Annotated in this window: 18 protein-coding genes; 7 read left to right on the top strand and 11 right to left on the bottom strand. The window is 47.1% G+C overall.

Features of this window, described 5'->3' with window-relative positions; genetic code table 11:
• The first annotated feature begins 6 nt into the window (after nt 1-6).
• Nucleotides 7-2,142 (top strand): YccS family putative transporter, encoded by a 2,136-nt coding sequence (yccS, locus tag DSM2777_RS13780; RefSeq protein ID WP_061554251.1) that lies wholly within the window; start codon nt 7-9, stop codon nt 2,140-2,142.
• Nucleotides 2,143-2,226: 84 nt separating this feature from the next.
• Here the strand turns inward: yccS and DSM2777_RS13775 are convergent, their stop codons facing one another.
• Entirely contained in the window at nt 2,227-2,850 is a 624-nt protein-coding gene (locus DSM2777_RS13775; RefSeq protein ID WP_046457944.1) for a TfoX/Sxy family protein, read from the bottom strand.
• A gap of 221 nt (nt 2,851-3,071) precedes the next feature.
• Between DSM2777_RS13775 and sulA the strand changes: the two genes are divergently transcribed.
• Both sulA and ompA read left to right on the top strand, forming a co-directional pair.
• The gene (sulA, locus tag DSM2777_RS13770) at nt 3,072-3,581 is read left to right on the top strand and encodes an SOS-induced cell division inhibitor SulA (RefSeq protein WP_046457945.1); all 510 of its coding nucleotides are present in this window, start codon (nt 3,072-3,074) and stop codon (nt 3,579-3,581) included.
• Nucleotides 3,582-3,938: 357 nt separating this feature from the next.
• Entirely contained in the window at nt 3,939-4,991 is a 1,053-nt protein-coding gene (ompA, locus tag DSM2777_RS13765; protein WP_061554250.1) for a porin OmpA, read from the top strand.
• A gap of 152 nt (nt 4,992-5,143) precedes the next feature.
• On the opposite strand, the gene matP is transcribed toward ompA, so the two are convergent.
• Nucleotides 5,144-5,602, bottom strand: coding sequence for a macrodomain Ter protein MatP (gene matP / locus DSM2777_RS13760; RefSeq protein WP_040045932.1), 459 nt, complete (start codon nt 5,600-5,602; stop codon nt 5,144-5,146).
• A 208-nt stretch (nt 5,603-5,810) separates the two neighbouring features.
• Here matP and DSM2777_RS13755 point away from each other — a divergent pair, with 208 nt between their 5' ends.
• Both DSM2777_RS13755 and fabA read left to right on the top strand, forming a co-directional pair.
• Nucleotides 5,811-7,556, top strand: a complete 1,746-nt coding sequence (locus tag DSM2777_RS13755) for an AAA family ATPase (protein ID WP_174521882.1) — start codon at nt 5,811-5,813, stop codon at nt 7,554-7,556.
• Nucleotides 7,557-7,624: 68 nt separating this feature from the next.
• Nucleotides 7,625-8,143 (top strand): bifunctional 3-hydroxydecanoyl-ACP dehydratase/trans-2-decenoyl-ACP isomerase, encoded by a 519-nt coding sequence (gene fabA, locus DSM2777_RS13750; protein WP_061554249.1) that lies wholly within the window; start codon nt 7,625-7,627, stop codon nt 8,141-8,143.
• 94 nt (nt 8,144-8,237) lie between these two features.
• On the opposite strand, the gene DSM2777_RS13745 is transcribed toward fabA, so the two are convergent.
• The 7 genes from DSM2777_RS13745 to rlmKL all read right to left on the bottom strand — a co-directional run bounded on the left by DSM2777_RS13745 (nt 8,238) and on the right by rlmKL (nt 17,530).
• Entirely contained in the window at nt 8,238-9,182 is a 945-nt protein-coding gene (locus DSM2777_RS13745) for a LysR family transcriptional regulator (RefSeq protein WP_061554248.1), read from the bottom strand.
• Nucleotides 9,183-9,502: 320 nt separating this feature from the next.
• Entirely contained in the window at nt 9,503-9,670 is a 168-nt protein-coding gene (gene rmf / locus DSM2777_RS13740; protein WP_004095659.1) for a ribosome modulation factor, read from the bottom strand.
• A gap of 260 nt (nt 9,671-9,930) precedes the next feature.
• A complete protein-coding gene (pqiC, locus tag DSM2777_RS13735) occupies nt 9,931-10,491 on the bottom strand; it encodes a membrane integrity-associated transporter subunit PqiC (protein ID WP_061554247.1) in 561 nt (186 codons plus the stop codon).
• Nucleotides 10,491-12,131: an intermembrane transport protein PqiB gene (gene pqiB, locus DSM2777_RS13730; protein ID WP_061554246.1), complete on the bottom strand. Its 1,641-nt coding sequence runs from the start codon at nt 12,129-12,131 to the stop codon at nt 10,491-10,493. The genes pqiC and pqiB overlap by 1 nt, the downstream gene beginning before the upstream one ends.
• Nucleotides 12,124-13,392, bottom strand: a complete 1,269-nt coding sequence (gene pqiA / locus DSM2777_RS13725; RefSeq protein WP_061554245.1) for a membrane integrity-associated transporter subunit PqiA — start codon at nt 13,390-13,392, stop codon at nt 12,124-12,126. Before pqiA ends, pqiB begins: the two co-directional genes overlap by 8 nt.
• 103 nt (nt 13,393-13,495) lie before the next feature.
• On the bottom strand, nt 13,496-15,400 hold the full coding sequence (locus DSM2777_RS13720; RefSeq protein ID WP_061554244.1) for an ABC transporter ATP-binding protein: 1,905 nt from the start codon (nt 15,398-15,400) through the stop codon (nt 13,496-13,498).
• 3 nt (nt 15,401-15,403) lie between these two features.
• Complete coding sequence (rlmKL, locus tag DSM2777_RS13715; protein WP_061554243.1) at nt 15,404-17,530, bottom strand: bifunctional 23S rRNA (guanine(2069)-N(7))-methyltransferase RlmK/23S rRNA (guanine(2445)-N(2))-methyltransferase RlmL; 2,127 nt, start codon at nt 17,528-17,530, stop codon at nt 15,404-15,406.
• A gap of 473 nt (nt 17,531-18,003) precedes the next feature.
• Here rlmKL and ydfZ point away from each other — a divergent pair, with 473 nt between their 5' ends.
• The gene (ydfZ, locus tag DSM2777_RS13710; RefSeq protein ID WP_046458176.1) at nt 18,004-18,207 is read left to right on the top strand and encodes a putative selenium delivery protein YdfZ; all 204 of its coding nucleotides are present in this window, start codon (nt 18,004-18,006) and stop codon (nt 18,205-18,207) included.
• A 217-nt stretch (nt 18,208-18,424) separates the two neighbouring features.
• Nucleotides 18,425-19,528 (top strand): YcbX family protein, encoded by a 1,104-nt coding sequence (locus tag DSM2777_RS13705; protein ID WP_061554242.1) that lies wholly within the window; start codon nt 18,425-18,427, stop codon nt 19,526-19,528.
• Nucleotides 19,529-19,597: 69 nt separating this feature from the next.
• Here DSM2777_RS13705 and DSM2777_RS13700 read toward each other — a convergent pair whose 3' ends face one another.
• Both DSM2777_RS13700 and pyrD read right to left on the bottom strand, forming a co-directional pair.
• Nucleotides 19,598-20,146: a cell division protein ZapC gene (locus tag DSM2777_RS13700; RefSeq protein WP_046457954.1), complete on the bottom strand. Its 549-nt coding sequence runs from the start codon at nt 20,144-20,146 to the stop codon at nt 19,598-19,600.
• 185 nt (nt 20,147-20,331) lie between these two features.
• Nucleotides 20,332-21,342, bottom strand: coding sequence for a quinone-dependent dihydroorotate dehydrogenase (gene pyrD, locus DSM2777_RS13695; protein ID WP_061554241.1), 1,011 nt, complete (start codon nt 21,340-21,342; stop codon nt 20,332-20,334).
• Nucleotides 21,343-21,624: the final 282 nt, after the last annotated feature.

Here is a 21,624-nt window from a genome sequence, read left to right as displayed (position 1 = left end):
CACAACGTGCTCTCTTTTGCACCTGGTTTAAGGCGTTATGCGTACAGCAGCGCCCTGCTTTATAACTTTCGTATTTTTATTGCGCTGGCTGGAGCGGCAGGGTTTCCGTGGTTTATCGGTGAGCCGCGGTTAACAATCCCACTAACGCTTGGCGTTGTGGCTGCGGCCTTAGCCGATCTTGATGATCGACTGGTTGGGCGGCTGCGTAATTTAGCCATTACCTTAACCTGCTTTTTCGTTGCATCCGCTTCGATTGAAATTTTATTCCCTTATCCGTGGTTCTTTGCCATCGGTTTGATGGCGTCCACCATCGGGTTTATTTTGCTGGGAGCGTTAGGGCAACGCTATGCGACTATCGCATTCGGCGCGCTGCTGATCGCGATTTACACCATGCTGGGTACCTCGATGTATCACATTTGGTATCAGCAGCCGTTGCTCTTGGTGGTTGGTGCGGTGTGGTACAACGTCTTAACGCTGCTGGGTCATCTGATTTTCCCTATCCGCCCGTTGCAAGAGGCTTTAGCGCGTAGCTATGGTCAACTGGCCGTTTATCTTGATGCAAAATCCAATTTGTTCGATCCCGATCAGGAAGGCAACTTCAATCAGCCGCTGATTGATGTGGCGATGGCTAACAGTAATTTGGTTACCACGCTGAACCAGACTAAAGCGTCTTTGCTCACGCGTTTAAAAGGCGACCGAGGCCAGCGCGGTACACGCCGTACCCTGCATTACTATTTTGTCGCGCAAGATATTCACGAACGTGCCAGCTCTTCACATTTTCAATACCAACAGCTCAGCGAGATGTTCCGCTATAGCGACGTGTTGTTCCGCTTCCAGCGTCTTTTGATGCTGCAAGCACGCGCCTGTTCGCAGCTATCACAATCCATTCTGCTTCAGCAGAAATATCAGCATGATTTACGCTTTGAACGGGTCTTTACTCATTTAGAAGCAACGCTGCAACGCATTGCCACGCAGCACGGCCATCAGCATATTTTGGTGAAGTCGTTGTTTAATCTGTTGCTGAATCTCAAAGCGATAGATGCTCAGCTGGCTAATATTGAATCTGAACAGTCTTTGGCTGCCGAACGGGAAGAAGAAAATACTCTGTCTGACGATCGCATCAGCGGTTGGAATGACATGAAGCTTCGGATCAGCCGTCATCTCACGCCGCAATCCGCCCTCTTCCGCCACGCGGTACGTATGTCGATAGTCTTAGGCGTAGGCTACGGATTTATTCAATTTACCGGTTTAAATCACGGCTATTGGATCCTGCTGACTAGCTTGTTCGTTTGCCAGCCTAACTACAACGCCACCAAGCGAAGATTAGCGCTGCGTATCATTGGTACGCTGGCGGGGGTGTTATTGGGATTACCGATCCTCTATTTTGTGCCATCACTCGACGGCCAAATGCTGCTGATCGTAATAAGCGGCGTGCTGTTCTTTGCGTTTCGTAATGTGCAATACGCGCACGCCACCATGTTCATCACGCTGTTGGTATTGTTGTGCTTTAACCTCTTGGGCGAAGGCTTTGAAGTTGCAGGGCCGAGAGTTTTCGACACGCTGGTGGGATGTGCTATCGCATGGGCGGCGGTGACCTTTATCTGGCCTGACTGGAAATTCCGCGCATTGCCTGCGGTGGTGCAAAAGACCCTTAACGCTGACTGCCGCTATCTTGACGCTATTCTGGTGCAATATCATCAAGGTAAATCCAACGCGTTAGATTATCGAATTGCACGACGTGACGCACATAACTGCGATGCGGAGCTGGCATCTGTAATTTCGAACATGTCCGCAGAACCGAAAAACAATGCTCAAACGCAAGAGTCCGCTTTCCGTCTGCTGTGTCTCAACCATACGCTGCTTAGCTATATCTCAGCATTAGGTGCACATCGGGAAAAATTGGATAACGGTGAAGTGCTGAGCATGCTTGATGATGCCGCGTGCTATATGGACGATGCTCTCAACTATGACGATAGCATTGCTGAACGTACCGAAGTGGCTATACAGAGCCTTAAGCAGCGACTGGAAGCGTATGCCTCTCCGTCTGATAACGCCGAACAGCTTGTAGTGCAGCAGATAAGCCTGATGATGGGCGTGTTACCTGAACTGATGCAGCTTAAGCGTGAACTTATTCCAGCCTAATCTGTGCCTAACCGCTCTTTTCTGACACTTTTTACTACTCTGACGGGAGCCTTGTCTTGGCTCCCTGTTATCGTATAAACCACACTATTTTTTTTGCCAGCGATAGGTATTTTGTTTCAACCATTCATCTAACGTGGCTCGTACCTGATATGAGAGCGCGGCTTCATGGCATTTCCTTACCGCCCCCGCCAAATCGAAGAGCAAGCGGTTGTGCAGATTGGCATTCATCTTCTTAAGCCGAATAAAGACCTCTGTTTCACCTAGGCTAATCAGCTGTTCGGGGCTTGTAATACCGATCTTGCCTAACAGCCGCTCCATCATATTATTAATATTCGGCAGCGATCGTAGACCCGTACTTTCCGCCGCCCGCAATGACCGTTTAAGCATCACTGACTGTTCTAATGAGGCATTCGCGAGATGCTGCAAAAAGGCGGGGTCATCCCACATGCCATGTTCAACGCGGTAATAGCTTAAACGCACTGGGATCCCTCGTTTGGTATAAATGAACGCCTTCATGCCATACGTTAGAAAGCGGGATTTCAGTTCATCATGCGCACGTAGATATAACTCCCCATCAGAGACAACCCCGAACATAGTTTTATCTAGCCATACGCCAAATCCCCCAAACTGCGAGCGTAAAGTCACCGCTCCGAGCGATGAAAAAACTTCATACGCAACGGCAGCCCTTTCAGTCAATAATCCTTTCATATGTAACTCCCTTGATATGCATTCACAATACTAATAGTTACTTTATTTAGTAATAACAGTGAATTAAGAACATAGCGAATTACCGAAAAGCATCCAAACTGAAAGTTAGTTTTAGCTCGTTTTCATCGCAGATTTGCGAAGAGCATTGTAAAAAATAGGTTGATCTCTGCCGATCACCCATGTACTGTATATTCATACAGTACACACAGCGAGAACATATCATGCGCACACAGTCACTGCATCATTACACCGACCGCTCATCATTTTTAAGCCCGTCAGCGCATCACGAAACTGAAGAGCAAGGGAATGCCTATGCTGGCGTCATCAGTGAATTGGTCTATAGCGAACATCAGCCTATGTTGTCTCTGCTTTTGCTTCCGTTACTGCGTCAGCTCGGTAAGCAATCTCGCTGGTTACTCTGGTTGAACCCGCAGCATAGACTGAGCAAACAATGGCTGGCCGATTCAGGTTTACCTGCAAGTAAGGTTATGCAGCTCAATCAAATCGAGCCTGTTGAATCTATCTATGCAATGGAATGCGCACTACGCAGCGGCAACTATAGTGTTGTATTGGGTTGGCTGCCGCCGTTAACTCAAAATGAACGCGCAAGGTTAAGAAAGGCTGCGCAAGATGGAGAGTGTTTTGGACTGGTGATGCAACCCGATCTGAATTCGGATCCAGACCAAGGACAACGAAACTTGCTAAAAATTCAGTCCAAATTGTTTCATTAAGTAAATTTAAGAGAAATCTTATCAGCACTATTTTTTCACTGCTAATTATTTAATTTTATAGCAGAAACCCGCATTGCGCCTACATTACTGCTCTTTTTTGTGAAAAAAACGACGTTTATTTTTTGAACAAAACGTTAAACGAAGTGTACACATTAACGGTTTTTTTGTTGAGCTATATCACATCGTACTTGTAAGTTTCTAATCTCGTTGTAGACTTGTTATCGCGAAGGTTGCTCTATAACGCCGAGAAAATTGGCACAGTATTTAATCGAGCGAAAACCTAGCAAAGGATTTTAACCAAGGGCTAATTGTAGCAATCTAGCTCTTTGGCCTATTTGGATGATAACGAGGCGCAAAATGAAAAAGACAGCTATCGCATTAGCAGTGGCACTCGCTGGTTTCGCTACCGTAGCGCAAGCAGCACCTAAAGATGATACTTGGTATGTTGGTGGTAAACTGGGCTGGTCCCACTACTACGACAACAGCATCAACCATTTCGGTAGCACCAACGTTCGTCCTGACCAGTTAGGCGGCGGTGCGTTCTTCGGTTACCAAGCAAACCCATATCTGGGCTTTGAAATGGGCTACGACTGGTTAGGTCGTATGGAATACCGTGGTACTAACAACGGTGCTTTCAAATCTCAAGGCGTTCAGCTGGCAGCTAAACTGAGCTACCCAATTGCTGACGATCTGGACATCTACACTCGTCTGGGTGGTATGGTATGGCGTGCTGACGGTTCTGCAAACCAGAACGGCAACCGTTACATCGACAGCCACGACACCGGTGTTTCTCCACTGGCTGCAATCGGTGTTGAATACGCACTGAACAAAGACTGGGCTACCCGTCTTGACTATCAGTTCGTAAGCAACATTGGTGATGCTAACGAAACTGCTGCACGTCCAGACAACACCCTGCTGAGCGTAGGTGTTACCTACCGTTTCGGTCAGGATGAAGCTGCTCCAGTTGTTGCTCCAGCACCAGCTCCAGCTCCAGTTGTTGAAACCAAGCGTTTCACTTTGAAGTCTGACGTTCTGTTCAACTTCAACAAAGCAACTCTGAAACCACAAGGCCAGCAGGCTCTGGATCAGATGTATTCTCAGCTGAGCAACTTGGATCCTAAAGACGGTTCTGTTGTTGTTCTGGGTTACACCGACCGTATCGGTTCTGAGCAATACAACCAGAAACTGTCTGAACAGCGCGCACAGAGCGTTGTAGATTACCTGGTATCTAAAGGTATCCCTGCAGACAAAATCTCTGCACGTGGCATGGGCAAAGCTGACCCAGTTACTGGTTCTACCTGTGACAACGTTAAAGCTCGCGCAGCTCTGATCGACTGCCTGGCTCCAGACCGTCGCGTAGAAATCGAAGTTAAAGGCATCAAAGACGTAGTAACTCAGCCACAGGCTTAAGTTAACTCGTTGGTCCTTTAATCAAAAAGCCTCGCATTGCGAGGCTTTTTTTATGCGTTTTATTTATTGGTTATTGTACTTATTGACCATTGAACTTAGCGGTCATTGTGCGTAGCAATCACGATTGGCAGGAGCTAAGGGTGAAATCGGTGTTATTCCGAGGGCTTACCCAAAAATGACTGCAAATCCTTCTTCAGCGATGACATCTGGTTGGCATACTGTTCTTTGCGTTCTGCATCTTCAATGAGCTGAACGATGGTTTCAGATAGCGTACTGCCGCGCCGATGAGCAAGCCCAGCCAAACGTTGCCAAACCAAATATTCTAAATCGATAGATTTCTTGCGCGTATGCATGTGCTCGGCGTTGAAATGACGCTTTCGCCGCGCACGGATGGTTTGTTTCATCTTGTTTTGCAGATCGGGATTCATGTGTTCCCTGATCCACTCGTGAACATTAACAGGCTCACTCTCAAGCTTTAGCAGCAGATCAACAGCCTGCTGGGCCATACTAGTTTCTAGATAACGGGTGATCGCTTCGCCTTCTCGGTGTTTCTTCACCAAGTATTTCCACTTCCACCCACTTTCCAGATTTTCAAGCTGTTGGTATTTCATTGAGATATCTGCCAGTGACACGGTAACTTCCCATAAGAATAACAACTTTTTTTAGTTTTGCAGATATTTCATATTTTATTATTGATTGTTTTTTATCCAGCGCTGCCTCGAAATCACTTCCTTTTAACTCTTCTGCCGTTGTTTCCTGTGCAGGGCGGTGGAATCTTGTATAATTGCGGTTTTCCTACTGACAATAAAATTGACGACTTTGAGCAATTATCGACTCGACTGGCAATCGCTACTGCCCGATACGACACCTTATCAGTCTGTTTTCTCTGCGGCGGCACAACAGCCTGCGCTGACGTTCTCAGAATATCAGCCACGCTTGGAAAACAGCTTGGCCCATTTCTGTCATCCGCAATCGCCTTCACCTTTTATGATCCTGAAGGCAGAGGAGACCTATGAGTATTTGGCAATCCTGCATCGTGCGACCGGAGAGTTATTACCGGAGCTCACCTTGCGAGGCAGCCAATATCACATCGATGGTATGCATGTCAGCATCATGCCAGCTGATAATCCTCAGGCGAATTTTGCAGCCACCACAACGTCACTTTTTGCCGACTGGTACGAAGGTGAGCAGCTGTTTGGCACGGTTCGTCAATCCAATGGGAAAATCACCCTTGAACCAGGCATGGTCCATAAAGCAAACGGCGGTGTGTTAATCCTGTCGTTGCGAACTATGCTTGCTCAACCGCTGCTTTGGCTGCGATTGAAACAAATCGTTCTCGGCAGAAAATTCAAATGGTTCTCACCTGATGAGAATAAGCCTCTGCCAGTTCACATTCCGGATATGCCAATCGATCTTAAGGTCATTCTGGTCAGCGACCGTGAAGGATTAGCTGATTTCCAGGATATGGAACCTGACTTATGCTTCAACTCAATTTACGGTGAGTTTGAAGCCGATATGTCATTGGTAGATACCGAAGATATGCAGCGTTGGTGCTCATTGGTGACTACCATTGCCAACGAATATCAGCTTCCCCCCATTGCGGAAGATGCATGGCCAATCCTCGTTAATACGGCCATCCGAGCCATTGGCGATCAAGGCACGTTGCCGCTTAGCCCAACGCTCATTGCACGCACGCTGCGTGAAGCCGCGTTGCATAGCAACGAGGTTATTGATGCCCAAGCCCTCAATGAAACGATCGCCTCTCGCCGCTGGCGTGAGGGTTATCTTGCCGAACGCATGCATGATGAAATTGAGCTAGGCCAAATCCTGATAGAAACCGAGGGTGAGGTCATTGGCCAAATCAACGGCTTGTCGGTATTAGAATACCCAGGCCACCCACTGATGTTTGGCGAGCCTTCGCGCATTACCTGCGCGGTGCATCTGGGCGATGGCGAATTTACGGACGTAGAACGCAAAGCGGAGCTGGGCGGGAATCTTCATGCCAAGGGCATGATGATTATGCAAGCCTTCCTGATTTCTGAATTAGATTTAGAGCAACAGCTCCCCTTCTCTGCGTCTATTGTTTTCGAGCAATCTTATGGTGAAGTTGACGGCGACAGCGCTTCACTTGCCGAGCTTTGTGCATTGGTCAGCGCACTTTCTCTTGCGCCAATCAATCAACAGATCGCAGTCACCGGCTCCGTGGACCAATTTGGACACGTACAGCCTATTGGCGGCGTTAATGAGAAGATTGAAGGCTTCTTTGAAGCCTGTCAGCGTCGTGGCTTAACGGGCTCTCAGGGCGTGATTATTCCGGCAACCAACGCTCGTCATTTATGCTTAAGTGCAGAAGTTATCGAAGCGGTTAAAGCTGGAACCTTCCATCTTTGGGCCGTCGAGAATGCAGAAGATGCACTGCCAATTCTGACCGGCGTAGTATACCGTAGTGAGACGGGGCCTAGCCTCATCGGTGCAATACAAGATCGAATTGCCGCTATCAGCCCAATGGATAAGCGCCAATTGCCTTGGCCACTACGCTGGCTAAACTGGTTCAACCATGGCTGATCGGACTTGTTCAGCGTACACGTGTTAGCTAACATGCACCCTTCATTAAAATAAGGCTTACAAGAATTATGGTAGATAAACGCGAATCTTATACTAAAGAAGACCTTGAAGCGTCTGGACGCGGTGAACTGTTCGGCGCTGGTGGGCCACCACTGCCGTCAGGCAATATGCTGATGATGGATCGTGTCGTGAAAATGACCGAAGACGGCGGTAACTACAATAAAGGCTATGTAGAAGCTGAGCTGGATATCAATCCTGACCTATGGTTCTTTGGTTGCCATTTCGTTGGCGATCCCGTGATGCCAGGATGTTTAGGCTTAGATGCGATGTGGCAGCTGGTCGGCTTCTACCTTGGCTGGTTAGGCGGCGAAGGCAAAGGACGTGCACTTGGCGTGGGTGAAGTGAAATTTACCGGTCAGGTTCTGCCTACTGCGAAAAAAGTCACCTACCGTATTCATTTTAAACGCGTTATCAACCGTCGTTTAATCATGGGTATTGCTGATGGTGAAGTATTAGTTGATGGTCAGGTGATCTATAACGCATCTGATCTGAAAGTAGGTTTATTCAAAGATACCAGCGCATTCTAATGCGTTAGGATCTGTGGCTCTTGCCATGAATGAATAATAAAAGCGCAGCAACTTGCTGCGCTTTTTGTTTTCTAAATAAGAGACATTTCGTTATCTAACGATGAACAACGGTGTTATTCGTAATCAAGACCTCTTTAACTTTATTAATGAGATCTAATAACGCCTTATCCTGCTGTGCCTTTTTACTGTAAGACATATAGATTTCATAAGTCCCTAAATCAACCTCGCAATCTAGACGCTTCAGATTATATATATCTTTAAATTTTTCATACATTGACTCAGGGAAAAAACCGACGTCATTTGTTTTTTCAATCACGGCTAAAGCCGTAATCAAAGAAGGCGATGCAAATGACACCGTTCTTTTACTTCCTAAGAGGGTATCTATTTTTGTTCTGAATTCATTAATTTTTTTTCTATTTTTAGTAATTGTTGTATAACGTTCATCCATTATGCGGCCACCCGCCACGCCACCACTGATTCTTGGATGGTTTTTACCACAAACCATCACAATATCCTCACTATAAATTAGCTCAGATTCTATAGCCGAGTTATAGATTGGGACAATATCAAAAATGATGTCTGCTTTATGGTATAGCAACGCATGTTCTACTTCGATAGGATCCTCAGGCAACAGATTATGAGCGATTCGGCACTTAATCTTGGCCGACGACATAAGGTGGTTGCAGACATCTGGTATCAATAGCTGAGCGAGGTGAGGGTCGCTCCAGATCACCAGATTCCTGATGCTATCTCCCTTATCTGCAAAAATATCAATGATGCCATTTAAGCTTCCCTTTATGTTCTCATGCATGCTATCAGCAAAAACCGTCGCAGATATCCCCTTTCCATCCCTGATGAATAGAGGGTCTGGAAAGTACTGTCTGAGTCTTTGGATACTCTGGCTTACCGCTGGAGATGTCATACCTAAAATATCAGCGGCTTTACTAACGCTCTTATAAAAATAAACAGCTTCGAAGACCGTTAATAAATTTAGGTCAAACTTCCTTAATGATTTTAAACTATCCTGATGTTCAAACATCCCAATAACTCCAAATAGCAAACTCCATTTTTGGCATAATACAATTCATTAAATTAATAATAATTTAAGATATGAAAAACCAAATTATTCGTCCATGGAATGAATTCATATTCCAATAATAATTCATTCAATAATACATTATCTGATAGGTTATAAAAAATAAAGCCTAATTTAACTGAGAATTAAAAACATAGGAGATTAATTTATATATAAATTATAAATGAATCTTGTATATATTCATAAACTAGCTGTTCTACTGAATAAAAACCTCTGCGCGAACAGAGGTTTTTATTGCTAATCCGAATTGATAGCGATGACCATCAGGCCATTACCGACCTGTCTTCCATGGCCTGCCGCCAGCCTCCCAACCAATGTGACCTTGCATCTACCGATTGATATGGGCAAAACTCCTTTGAGCGCCCGATAATACCAGCCTGATACCCACGTGATTGAGCCCGTTCTAGGCGGTCGCGTTTTTGTCTCTTCATGCCTCGTTTCCCTCATTTTCAGTTCTGCTGGAAAGAAAACAGTGATGGATTTTTCGCCATCACACATAATCAATAGCCGCTTTTAGCCTGAGGGTCAATGCGCAAAATTCATACCAGTGTCACAAATGTGAGCGACAAGACGTCGCCGCACAACAGTATTTAACGCGATATGTCACAATCATCTGTTCTACATAAAGAAAACCCCGGTCAGCGATATTGGCTCTGACCGGGGTTTATTTAGACACTTTTAGCCTAGCGTATTACTGAACCTGACGTGCGATCTGCTGCGCTTCCTGTTGCCAGCCTTCCGCGAGCGTCTTCACCAACGCATCATAGCCGTCCTGCGGCACAGGAAGCACTAGGTTGAACGCTCGCTTAGTCAGTTGACCATTACGCGTTAATATCCATTCACCGCTGATAACGGCCTTGCCATCATAGCGACCATGGAAGCCTGTCACGCTAATATTTAGCGTATCTTGAGCATTACCCAGCGGCTGAGATGAAACAATCCAACCCGACATCGCCACACTCAAATTCGCGACCATCGTTTGTTGGAGCTGTTGTTCCAGCGGGCTTGCCCAAAGATTATTCCCGGCGGTGACAAACTGCACATCGTTAGTTTGATAAACCACGCCAAGGGCGCTCAGAAAGTCCGCCACGTTCACACGCTCAAGCCATAGCTGATGTGTGTCGCTGTTAACGGGCGCTTGCACCACCGCCGTGCTAGCCACGGGAACAGGCAGCTGATAGTAACTTTTCTGTGGTTGGCCGCTGCATGCACTCAGCAATAACGCAGCCGCTCCCAGCATCCAGATTTTCATTATTTTGTCCTCTTAGGCTGCGGATCTTTGCCAGCTGGCGCTTCAAATACCAGCGAGTTGCTCTTCTCATTTAGCGTGCGCAGTACCGGCTGTAGCTCACGTAACACCTGATCCAAGCGCTGCATGTCACCGACCATATTGTTATAGGCTGGCGAACCAGGCTGGAAGCCTTTCACACTGCGATTCAGCTCAGTTAGCGTTTTCTGCATATCCGCTGGCAATGCCTGCGCCTCTTTACTTGAAACCAGTTTATTCAACGCATCCAACGTTTTCTGCGTTTCTGCCATCGTTTTCTGGCTGGCTTTCAAGGTATTAGTCGCTTCATTAATCATTGGCTCGATAGGTAACGAGTTGATTTTGTCGAGTGTCGCAGTCAGTTTCTGTTGCAACTGCGCCAAGCCACCGCTCACCGTAGGCACCACCGGCCAGCCATCAATTTTACGCGGTCCTTTCCACGGCTTAGCCTGTGGATAGAAGTCCAAATCAATATACAGCGAGCCAGTTAGCAAGTTGGCCGATTTCAGCGATGCACGTAAACCTTCCCCTACGCCGGAGAACAGGTGTTGCTCAACGTTAAAGTTATCACCCAATTTTTGCTGAATACGTCCCGGCTCGATATTGACCAAGACCGGAATCTGATAATCGGAGTCCAGTTTCTGGCTTAGACCCGTCACAAAGTAAGGTGCTTCAGCCACCGTACCTAAACGAATACCGCGGAATTCAACCGGAGCCCCTGCTTGCAGACCACGAATAGAATCACTAAAGAACATCAGCACACTTTTATGTTCGGTATAGAGAGATTCCTGAATGCTTCGCTGGTTATCAAACAGAGCAAACTGAGACTGATTGGCCGCAGGCTTGCCGACTGACCAGCCTTGTGGCACATCAAAGCTTACGCCACCGCTAAACAGCGTGGTTAATGAGCCCATTTCCACACGCATGCCCTGAGCAGACATATCGAATGCAACACCGCTGTCGATCCAGAAGCGCACATTGTCTGTGACCAAGGTGTCATATGGCGCAGAGATGAAGATCTGATAGTGAATTTGGCGGTTTTTCGGATCAAACTGGCTAGTTTCAACGGAGCCTACGCGTAAACCACGGAACAATACGGGATCGCCAGGGCTAAGCTGCCCAGCCTGCTCGCTGTTTAACGTTACACGGATCCCTTTCGCATCCGGTGGCGCTAACGGCGGCTGATCAAGCAAATTGAACTCGTCGCGATCCTCTTTATTTGAGCCCGGCTGTAGCTCAATGTAAGCCCCTGAGAGCAACGTTCCAAGCCCAGAAATACCTTCACGGCCAATCTGTGGTTTTACCACCCAGAACACGCTGTCTTTGCGCAGGAGCTTTTCCATTCCTGAATTCAAACGTGCTTTGACGATAACCTGCGTCAAATCCTCATTTAACGTGACAGTTTCCACCATGCCCACGTCAACGCTACGGCTTTTGATCGCCGTTTTTCCACCTTCTAGCCCTTCTGCGCTAGAGGTAATCAACGTCACTTCCGGTCCTTGATGGCTAAAATGATAAAAAATCACCCATGCACCGATCAGTGCCGTGACGATAGGGACAATCCAGACAGGGGACCAGCGTTTGATTTTTTCAACCTTAGCTACGCCAGTTTCTTGCTCATTCACTTTGAGGCTCCTTGTACGTTAAGCCACGTTCCCGATCCCAGATCAATCTAGGATCAAATGTCATCGCTGAGATCATGGTAATAATTACCACCATCGCAAAAAGTAACGCTCCAATATCAGGGTAAATGCTCATCAATTGCCCCATATTTACTAACGCAGAAAGCACCGCGATAACAAATACGTCAATCATTGACCAGCGCCCCACAAATTCCACAATTTCATAAACAAAATGCATACGCTCGCTGTCACCGCGAGTGGCATATTTGGCATCCCAGCATAGCCACCCTATCGCTAATATTTTCAGCGTGGGAACCATAATACTGGCGATAAAAATAACCATAGCGACCGGATATGAGCCTTCGCCCCATAGCAAAATAACCCCGGCCATAATCGTTGAAGTCAGCTTGGTGCCCAACGCTTGCGTCACCATAATGGGCAAAACGTTTGCGGGGATATACAGCATAATTGCCGTGATGAGTAAGGACATCGTCCATTGCAAGCTGTTACGGCGACGTACATGCCCCTTACTATGACAGCGCGGGCACAACAACTGATCGGCGGGTAGAATAGCCGAACAGCATGAGCAAGAGCGCAGCCCTTGCTGAAGACCGGTCAGGCCAACGCGTAAATTTTCTGGATGCTGCGGCGCGGGCGCAATATCACTCCACAGAAGTCGTTTATCGATCACTTGGAATACGCGCACCTGCAGAACGCAAAATAGGCAATAAGGCAGGAAACTGGTACCCACACCGACGTCACCGTAGGCCATCAGCTTCACGAAGCTGACCAACACCCCCGCTAAGAAGATTTCAACCATGCACCACGAGCGGCATTTGAAGAGGATCTTCGCCATCATGACCTTAAGTTCTCTCGGCATCGGTACCCGCAAATTAAGCAGAATAATCGAAACCATACAAAACGCAGGAACCAACTGAACGAAAATCATAAACAGCGACGCCATGCTGGCATAGTCTTCTGAAACCAACACCTGCGGGATCTGAATCAGGGTAATGGCATTGCGGATGCCTGCAACGGACATGTTAACAAAGGGAAACAGGTTGGCCAGCACCAGCATAAACAGCGCACAGATGGCGTATAGCACGGGCTGACGACGCGGCTCTCGCCACTTCACCATTAAGGTCGTATGACAACGAGGACAGCTACTTTTAGAGCCCTCTGGCAATACGGGCAGCTCCACCAGCATGTCACATTGCGGGCATAATATTTTGTTTTCTGAATCCAGATGATGTTTAGAACACATGATTTCTTCCCACTATTCGGTTGCTACATAAAATGCATAAAAAAGCCTGACACAACACTTCACTCCGCGTTAGTCAGGCTTGATTCCGTCTTAGGCAGATCGATTAAGCATTCTTCATTGCTTCTAGCTCTTCCCAACGCTCAAACGCCGTTTCAAGCTGCTGCTCGACTTCCGCCATCTTTTGCAGAACGTTCTGAGTTTCTTCATGGGATTGGTTGAAGAAGTCAGGTTTAGCCACTTTTTCCTGCCAAGCCGTCAGCTCGGTTTCCAGCTCTTCAAGACGGGCAGGAAGCTGCTCTAATTCACGTAGCAAATTATAGCTCATCTTATTGCTGCGCTTTTTTACTTCAGCTTTAGGAGCACTTGCACTCGCCTGAGGTTTAGACGCGGCTTGTTGGCTGAAAGAACGCATATCGGCTTTTTGCTTGTGCGCGTCGTAATAACCACCCACGTAGCTGTTGATCACGCCGTTACCTTCAAAGATCCAGCAATCAGTCACGGAGTTATCGACGAATTGACGATCGTGGCTAACCAGCATAACCGTGCCTTGATAACCATCGACCAGCTCTTCCAACAATTCCAATGTTTCGATATCTAAATCGTTGGTCGGTTCATCGAGGATGAGTAAATTGCTTGGCTTCAGGAATAGCTTAGCGAGCAATAGACGGTTACGTTCACCGCCTGACAAGGCGCGTACTGGCGTCATCGCGCGTTTAGGATGGAACAGGAAGTCCTGCAAATACCCTAAAACATGGCGTGGACGACCGTTTACCATGACTTCTTGCTTACCTTCTGCCAAGTTATCCATCACGGTTTTATCCGGATCTAACTCTGCGCGATGCTGATCAAAGTACGCAATTTCTAGCTTAGTCCCGCAACGCACTTTCCCGCTGTCTGGCTGCAATTGGCCCAGCATCAGTTTCAGCAGTGTGGTTTTACCACAGCCGTTTGGCCCAACCAGCGCGATCTTATCGCCACGGTTAACCTGAACGCTAAAATCACGCACCAGCGTTTTGCCGGCCACGCTGTAATTAACATTCTCCATCTCAAAGACAATTTTGCCGGAGCGCAGAGACTCTTCAACCTGCATCTTGGCATTGCCTTGCACACTACGGCGCTCGGCATGCTCGTTACGCATTGCTTTCAATGCGCGAACACGGCCTTCGTTACGGGTACGACGCGCCTTGATCCCTTGGCGGATCCAGACTTCTTCCTGCGCTAACTTGCGATCGAATTCGGCGTTTTGCATTTCTTCAACGCGCAGCGCTTCTTCTTTCGCAATTAAATAAGCGTCATAGTTGCCCGGCCAAGAAACCAGCTTACCGCGATCCAGATCGACGATGCGGGTCGCCATGCTGCGAATAAATGAACGGTCATGGGAAATAAAGACGATGCTGCCGGTAAATTCCTTCAGGAAATCTTCCAGCCACGTGATCGTTTCAATGTCCAAGTGGTTCGTTGGTTCATCCAGCAACAGCACATCAGGTTCACATACCAGCGCACGAGCCAAAGCCGCTTTACGCAGCCAACCACCCGACAGCGCAGACAAGTCGGTATCGGCGTTCAAACCCAGCTTGGTCAGCACGTCGCTGATACGGCTATCAATACGCCATAGGCCTTGATGATCCAAGATCTCCTGCAGTGCAGAAAGCTTATTCAGGTTCTGTTCGCTAGGATCGGATTCGACCTTTTTCAGCAAATCATGATAAGCCTTCAGATGCTGAGCCTGCTCGGCAACGCCTTCTGAGACAAAATCAAAAACCGTTCCACCGATATTACGCGGCGGATCTTGCTGCAAACGCGAAACCACTAAATCTTGCTCATAGATGATACGTCCATCATCCAGTGGTAACTCTTTGCCCAGAACTTTCAGCAAGGTTGATTTGCCTGCACCATTACGGCCTACCAGACAAACACGTTCATTTGGCTCGATGTGTAATTCGGTGTTATCGAGCAACGGCGCATCACTAAATGAAATCCATGCACCGGAAAGACTAATTAACGACATATCTTACTTTTCCTCGCCAGCATGACGGATCAGCCAGCAGTTATGGATCTGACGGTTACGGGCAAAGTCCTGAGACAACGTCTGAGCGGTAATTTCTTTCGCTTCCAGACCTAATGCGCCGAGCGCTTCAAGATCCATTTTAAATCCACGCTTGTTGTTGGAGAACATAATGGTGCCGCGACGACGCAGCATACGCTTAAGGTTGCGCATAATATCAATATGATCGCGCTGCACATCAAACGTGGCTTCCATACGTTTTGAATTCGAGAACGTCGGTGGATCAATAAAGATCACATCGTATTGTTCATCGCTGTTATGTAAATAAGATAAACAGTCAGCCTGAACCAAACGATGCTGACGTCCTGTTAGCCCATTGGCACGCAGGTTTTTCTCTGCCCACTCAAGGTAAGTACGCGACATATCCACCGTGGTGGTTGAACGTGCGCCGCCTAACCCTGCATGAACGCTAGCCGTACCGGTATAAGCAAACAGGTTCAGGAAGTCCTTACCGTTACACATTTCGCCCAGCATGCGGCGGGCAATACGGTGGTCAAGGAACAGCCCAGTATCTAAATAGTCCGTTAAGTTAACCCACAGCTCAGCGTTGTACTCTTTAACCAGCATGAACTCTTCTTTTTGTGCCAGTTTTTCATACTGACTTTTGCCTTTCTGGCGTTCACGGGTTTTTAAGATCAAGCTGTTAGACGGTAAATTCATTACCGACTGCGTAGCGTTAATCACGTCAAACAGACGCTGACGTGCTTTTTGCGCATCAACGGTTTTCGGCGGCGCATATTCCTGCACGACCACTTTGTCGGCATAGCGATCGACAGCAACGTTGTATTCTGGCAGATCGGCATCATAAACGCGGTAGCATTCAATGCCTTCTTGCTTCGCCCACTTATCAAGCTTCTTCAGATTCTTACGCAGACGGTTGGCATAATCCTCAGCAATTTGACCTGCTGGCGCACCCAGCGGGTTCTCTGCAAGCTGATAGTTTTTCTGCACACAGTCCAGCGGGCCGTTCTTCGCCTTAAATTGGCGCTCGGCACGCAGCTGTAAGCAGCTCAGTAGTTCTGGAGATGCACTGAATAAAGAGAGCTGCCAACCGCCAAATGCGCCTTTCATGATGCGACCTAACGCATTGTGCAGCGCAATCAGAGCAGGTTCGCTTTCTAAGCGTTCACCGTATGGCGGGTTGCTCAGAACGGTACCGGTGGGGCCTTCTGGCAGCGGGTTTTTCAGGTTGCTTACATCGGCTACGTTGAACGTAATCAGCTCGGAAACGCCAGCACGACGGGCGTTTGCTCGTGCCATTTCAATCACGCGGCGATCGTTATCTGAACCGAAGAAACGTGACTGACCTTCCTGTTCTTGCAGACCACGGCGAGCACGCACCTGTGCTTCCGACATCAGTTCACGCCACAATTCAGGGTTATGGCCATTCCAAGCGGTGAAGCCCCAGTGCTGACGGGTCAGCCCCGGCGCGTGATCGGAAGCCATCATTGCAGCTTCAATCAGCAACGTACCGGAACCACACATTGGGTCGACCATCGGAGTGCCGACTTTCCAGCCCGAACGCAGCACAATGGCCGAGGCCAACGTTTCTTTAAGCGGTGCCGCACCGGTGAGGTCGCGGTAGCCACGCTGATGCAGGCCTTCGCCGCTGAGATCCAACGCCACGCTGGCCGTTTCGCGCTGTAGGAAAACGTTAATGCGGATATCTGGCGTTTGTTTAGCAACGGTTGGACGCGCATCAATTTTGCGCGTGAAGCTATCCACAATCGCATCTTTGACTTTCAACGCGCCATATTGACTATTGCGAATTTCTTCGTTGGTGCCGGTAAAATGCACGGCAAAGGTTTTATCGACGCCAAAAATAGAAGTCCAGTCGATTGCCTGTACACCAAGGTACAGATCCAGATCGCTATAGACTTTAAATTCATTCAGCGGCATCAAAATGCGCGAAGCTAAACGGCTCCAGAGCAGGCTCTGATAGAGCAAACGATCATCCCCTTGGAAATGCACACCGCCTTGAACAATTTGACAGGAGTGCGCACCGAGGGCTTCGAGTTCATTTTTTAACAGTTCTTCTAGACCGCGCGCGGTGCTGGCAAACAGAGATTTCATGTTTTCACTATCACTAAAGAGAATTTACGGAGACTAAAAGCCAGAAAAAGCTTAATAATCAAATGATTATGCAACTCCATGCATTATAACTAAGCAGCAAGTCACACCGTTTGCTAGGTTCTGACAAATGAATATCAGTAAGTTAATTAGCTATTTTAACCTGTACGACCCTACATTTGATACTTTTCTATGAAAAACCGCCATCCTTCATTTTATCTTTTTGCCAGCCCCGCTTTTTAGCCTGTTTTTACGCGCTGCCTAACGCGTGATTTTCAATCTTTCCTTTTCTGTTAAAAATGTTCAAAATAAGCACAATTAATAATTATAGTTAACGATTTCATAGATATATATGTGATAAAAAATTTGATCAAAGTCATTTTTTTTGCAAAATGACAATTTTAAAATCTCACGCCGAATTCATGATGTACCGATGATATACGATGAAGGAGGAGCTGAAGATGACCCAAGAAAGCGTGATGACATACGATCGCAACCGCAACGCTATTAAAGTTGGCAGCCGCGTCATGGTGAGTGGTACCGGTGAGATTGGTGTAATTACCGCGATTCACGGTGACAACCTGTCCTCAGCGCAAATCCGTCGTTCAAAATGCGTGGATATTGATAACCTCAGCGATCGTTACGTTCCGACCGATCTTGTTCGCTTAGGGATGAACTAAGTCCTATCTAGTCCTATATTGCGCGTTAATACTCACCGTTAAGTGCCGGTCGCAGATCTATCGATCGGCACTGCATCTCTTCCCCACCGCATCTACACCTACCGATAGTTCTGTACCCATAAAAGAAAACGCTGCGCTATCTGTTCAATATGAACGAGGTATCATAAAGTGATCGGCTGAAATTCTTTTAAAAACGACGGAACGAGGAAGTGCTGAAATGATCACGTTATCAAAGCTGTATGTTCATCCGATAAAATCCATGCGTGGCTTACAGCTTTCACAGGCTCAGGTTTTGCCAAGTGGTTTAGCATTCGATCGTGCGTTGATGATAACTGAAACTGACGGCACCTTTATTACCGCTCGCCAAAATCCACAGATGGTGACATTCACACCGTCTTTATTACCAAACGGTATTGCTCTCACCGCGCCAGACGGTGAAAGTATTATGGTGTTATGGCGTGACTTTATTAATGAGCAACAACCTACCGAAGTTTGGGGCAATCATTTTACCGCGCTGGTTGCGCCGACTCAGATAAACGTATGGCTTAGCCGCTATTTTAAGCGCGACGTTCAGCTTCGTTGGCTAGGCGATGAGCTCAGCCGGCGCGTAAAACGTCATCCAGAAATTCCGCTTACGTTTGCTGACGGCTACCCTTTTTTATTAATTAATGAAGCGTCGTTTCAGAATTTACAGCAGCGCAGCCCAAGCGCCATTCGTATTGAACAGTTTCGACCGAATATTGTCGTTAGCGGAGCTCAGGCTTTTGATGAAGATAGCTGGCAGGTTATCCGCATCGGCGAGATTATTTTTGATTTAGTCAAACCATGCAGCCGCTGTATTCTTACCACCGTGAGCACCGACCGTGGCCGTAAACACCCCGCAGGTGAACCGCTAAAAACCTTGCAGTCATTCCGCACCGCAGACAATGGCGATGTGGATTTCGGTATGAATATGATCGCACGCAGCGGTGGGGTTATTCGCCAAGGGGATAGCGTTGAAATACTCAGCGTTCGCCCTCCTCGCCTTTATTCCGCTGGAGAAACAAACGAATCTCTATCAGTACCAGATTCAGGCGAAAAAAGCGTCAAAATTGAATATCAAGGGCAGGTATTTACCGGCAATAACCAGCAGATTCTGTTAGAGCAGCTGGAAGCTCAAGGGATCAGAATTCCCTATTCTTGCCGAGCAGGATTATGCGGTTCTTGCAAATTAACGCTAAACGAAGGGGAAGTTACACCGCTAAAGAAAAGCGCCGTGGGCGAGAATGGTCTCATTCTTAGCTGTAGCTGCATTCCCAAAAGCGATATCAAATTAGCTTAATCGTCGTCGTTCTATAATAGCTATTGTTCTAATAATGGATATATGCGGGATATTTACTGCCCGCATATATTAAACGGCATAGGCCAAAATATCTTCAGCGTCAGCGGATGGCTGTAGGGCAATTAATCTGTCGTGCATCACTTTAATTGCGTCGCCAAGCTGCATGGCTTTGCCTGCCAGCTGCAAATAAGGCTGGGCTAAAAGACATAAACTGGCACTATCTCCAGACTCAACCACCAGTAAACGCGCCTGCTCGGCAGTATTAGAAACCTGCACGGCAACCACTTCGCCCAAAGCCGGACTTACCGAACAAGACTGTGGAGCAAAATGCCAACTTTTTGGCATCAGCGGTTTCAGAAAACGCTGCGCAACTAGCGCATTTAATATTAATTCTGCACGTTGTTCTTTTTTTAATCCCGTCTGACGGCTTCGTTCTTCAAACTGGTAATAGAGCGCTGCATCATCAACACAAAATGAGCATTCTTCAAAAGCATCTGGCGTCAGCATTTTGGCCGCAAAGCGGGATCGAAAGATCATTCCGTTGGCTAAATCCAACATCAAACGATCGTGTTCCTCATCAAAATACCAGCGCCAGTTATCGCCCGGTTTTATATTCATAACATCCCTCTTCTGCATCGACCATCAGGATCGTGATTCGACTGTTGCCCATATCATTAATACGGCCAAATCATGCTTTGCTTAAATTAGCGTGATTCGTTTGGGCAATTAATTGGCAGAACGGTTGAAATATAGACTACCCCGAAGAAGAAATAAACCCCCGGGGCAAATAGGCAGGTAAATAATTAGATGTAGTTAACGATATCTTTAATCAGACCTGGTCCTTTAAAGATAAAACCTGAATAGATTTGAACCAATGAAGCACCGGCATCTATTTTTTCTCTGGCTGCAATGACGGAGTCGATCCCGCCAACACCAATGATCGGTAAGCGCCCCTGCAACTCTTTAGATAGCTGGCGCACAATTTCCGTACTGTGCAGCTGTAAAGGACGTCCGCTAAGTCCACCCGTCTGATCGCAATAATTAAACCCGTTAACTAATTTACGATCTAACGTGGTATTCGTGGCAATAACCCCATCTATATTATGGCGAACTAAACTATCGGCGACCTGAATCAATTCCTCATGAGAAAGATCCGGCGCGATCTTCACCGCAATAGGAACATATTTATGATGTTTCTGTTGTAGCTCGATCTGCTTTGCTTTTATCGCCGTTAATAGATCGTCTAATGCTTCACCATATTGCAAGGTTCTTAAACCCGGCGTATTTGGTGAGGAGATATTTATCGCAATGTAACCGGCATAGGAGTAAACCTTTTCCATGCAGATTAAATAATCGTCTTTACCCTGCTCAACCGGCGTATCTTTATTCTTGCCAATATTGATCCCTAACACGCCGCCAAAATGAGATTTTTTGACGTTCTCGACCAGATTATCGACCCCATGGTTATTAAACCCCATGCGGTTAATTAAGCCTTCAGCTTCAACAAGACGGAATAAACGTGGCTTATCATTACCCGATTGAGCGCGAGGCGTTACGGTGCCAACTTCGATAAAACCAAATCCCATTGCGCCTAACGCATCAATACATTCACCATCTTTGTCTAAACCCGTGGCAAGGCCGAGCGGATTTTTGAAAGATAATCCCATGCATGTTACCGGCTTAGAAGCCACTGACTGACGAACCAGAAACTCCAGCGGAGTGCCCGTAATACGGCGAAGCTGCTTAAATGTGAATTCGTGCGCGCGCTCTGGATCGAGCTGGAAAAGTGCCTTTCTAACGAAGGGGTAAAGCATGGTATCTCCTGAGTCCCGGTGGCAAGTCGGGGCGGTATTATCCGGTATCTTTCAACAGATTGGAATTGATTAAAGACAAAAAGAACGCATTCAGCGCAAACGATTACCCTTACCCACTCATTTATAGGCATTTAGTGACGTTTAGGTTTTGAGATAGCGGCAAGATATCCGATTGCCTATATAAAATTTTTGAACTTAAAAGAATAAAAAGAAATTTTTAATAACTTATTTTGACTGTTAGGGTGAAATGGAATTTAGATTTAACATTCCATTTACGCTTAA

It is taken from the genome of Obesumbacterium proteus (genome assembly GCF_001586165.1).
Classification (GTDB): Bacteria; Pseudomonadota; Gammaproteobacteria; order Enterobacterales; family Enterobacteriaceae; genus Hafnia; species Hafnia protea.
The sequence above is the reverse complement of the archived record's forward strand: the minus strand, read 5'-3'. Positions and strand labels throughout refer to the sequence as shown.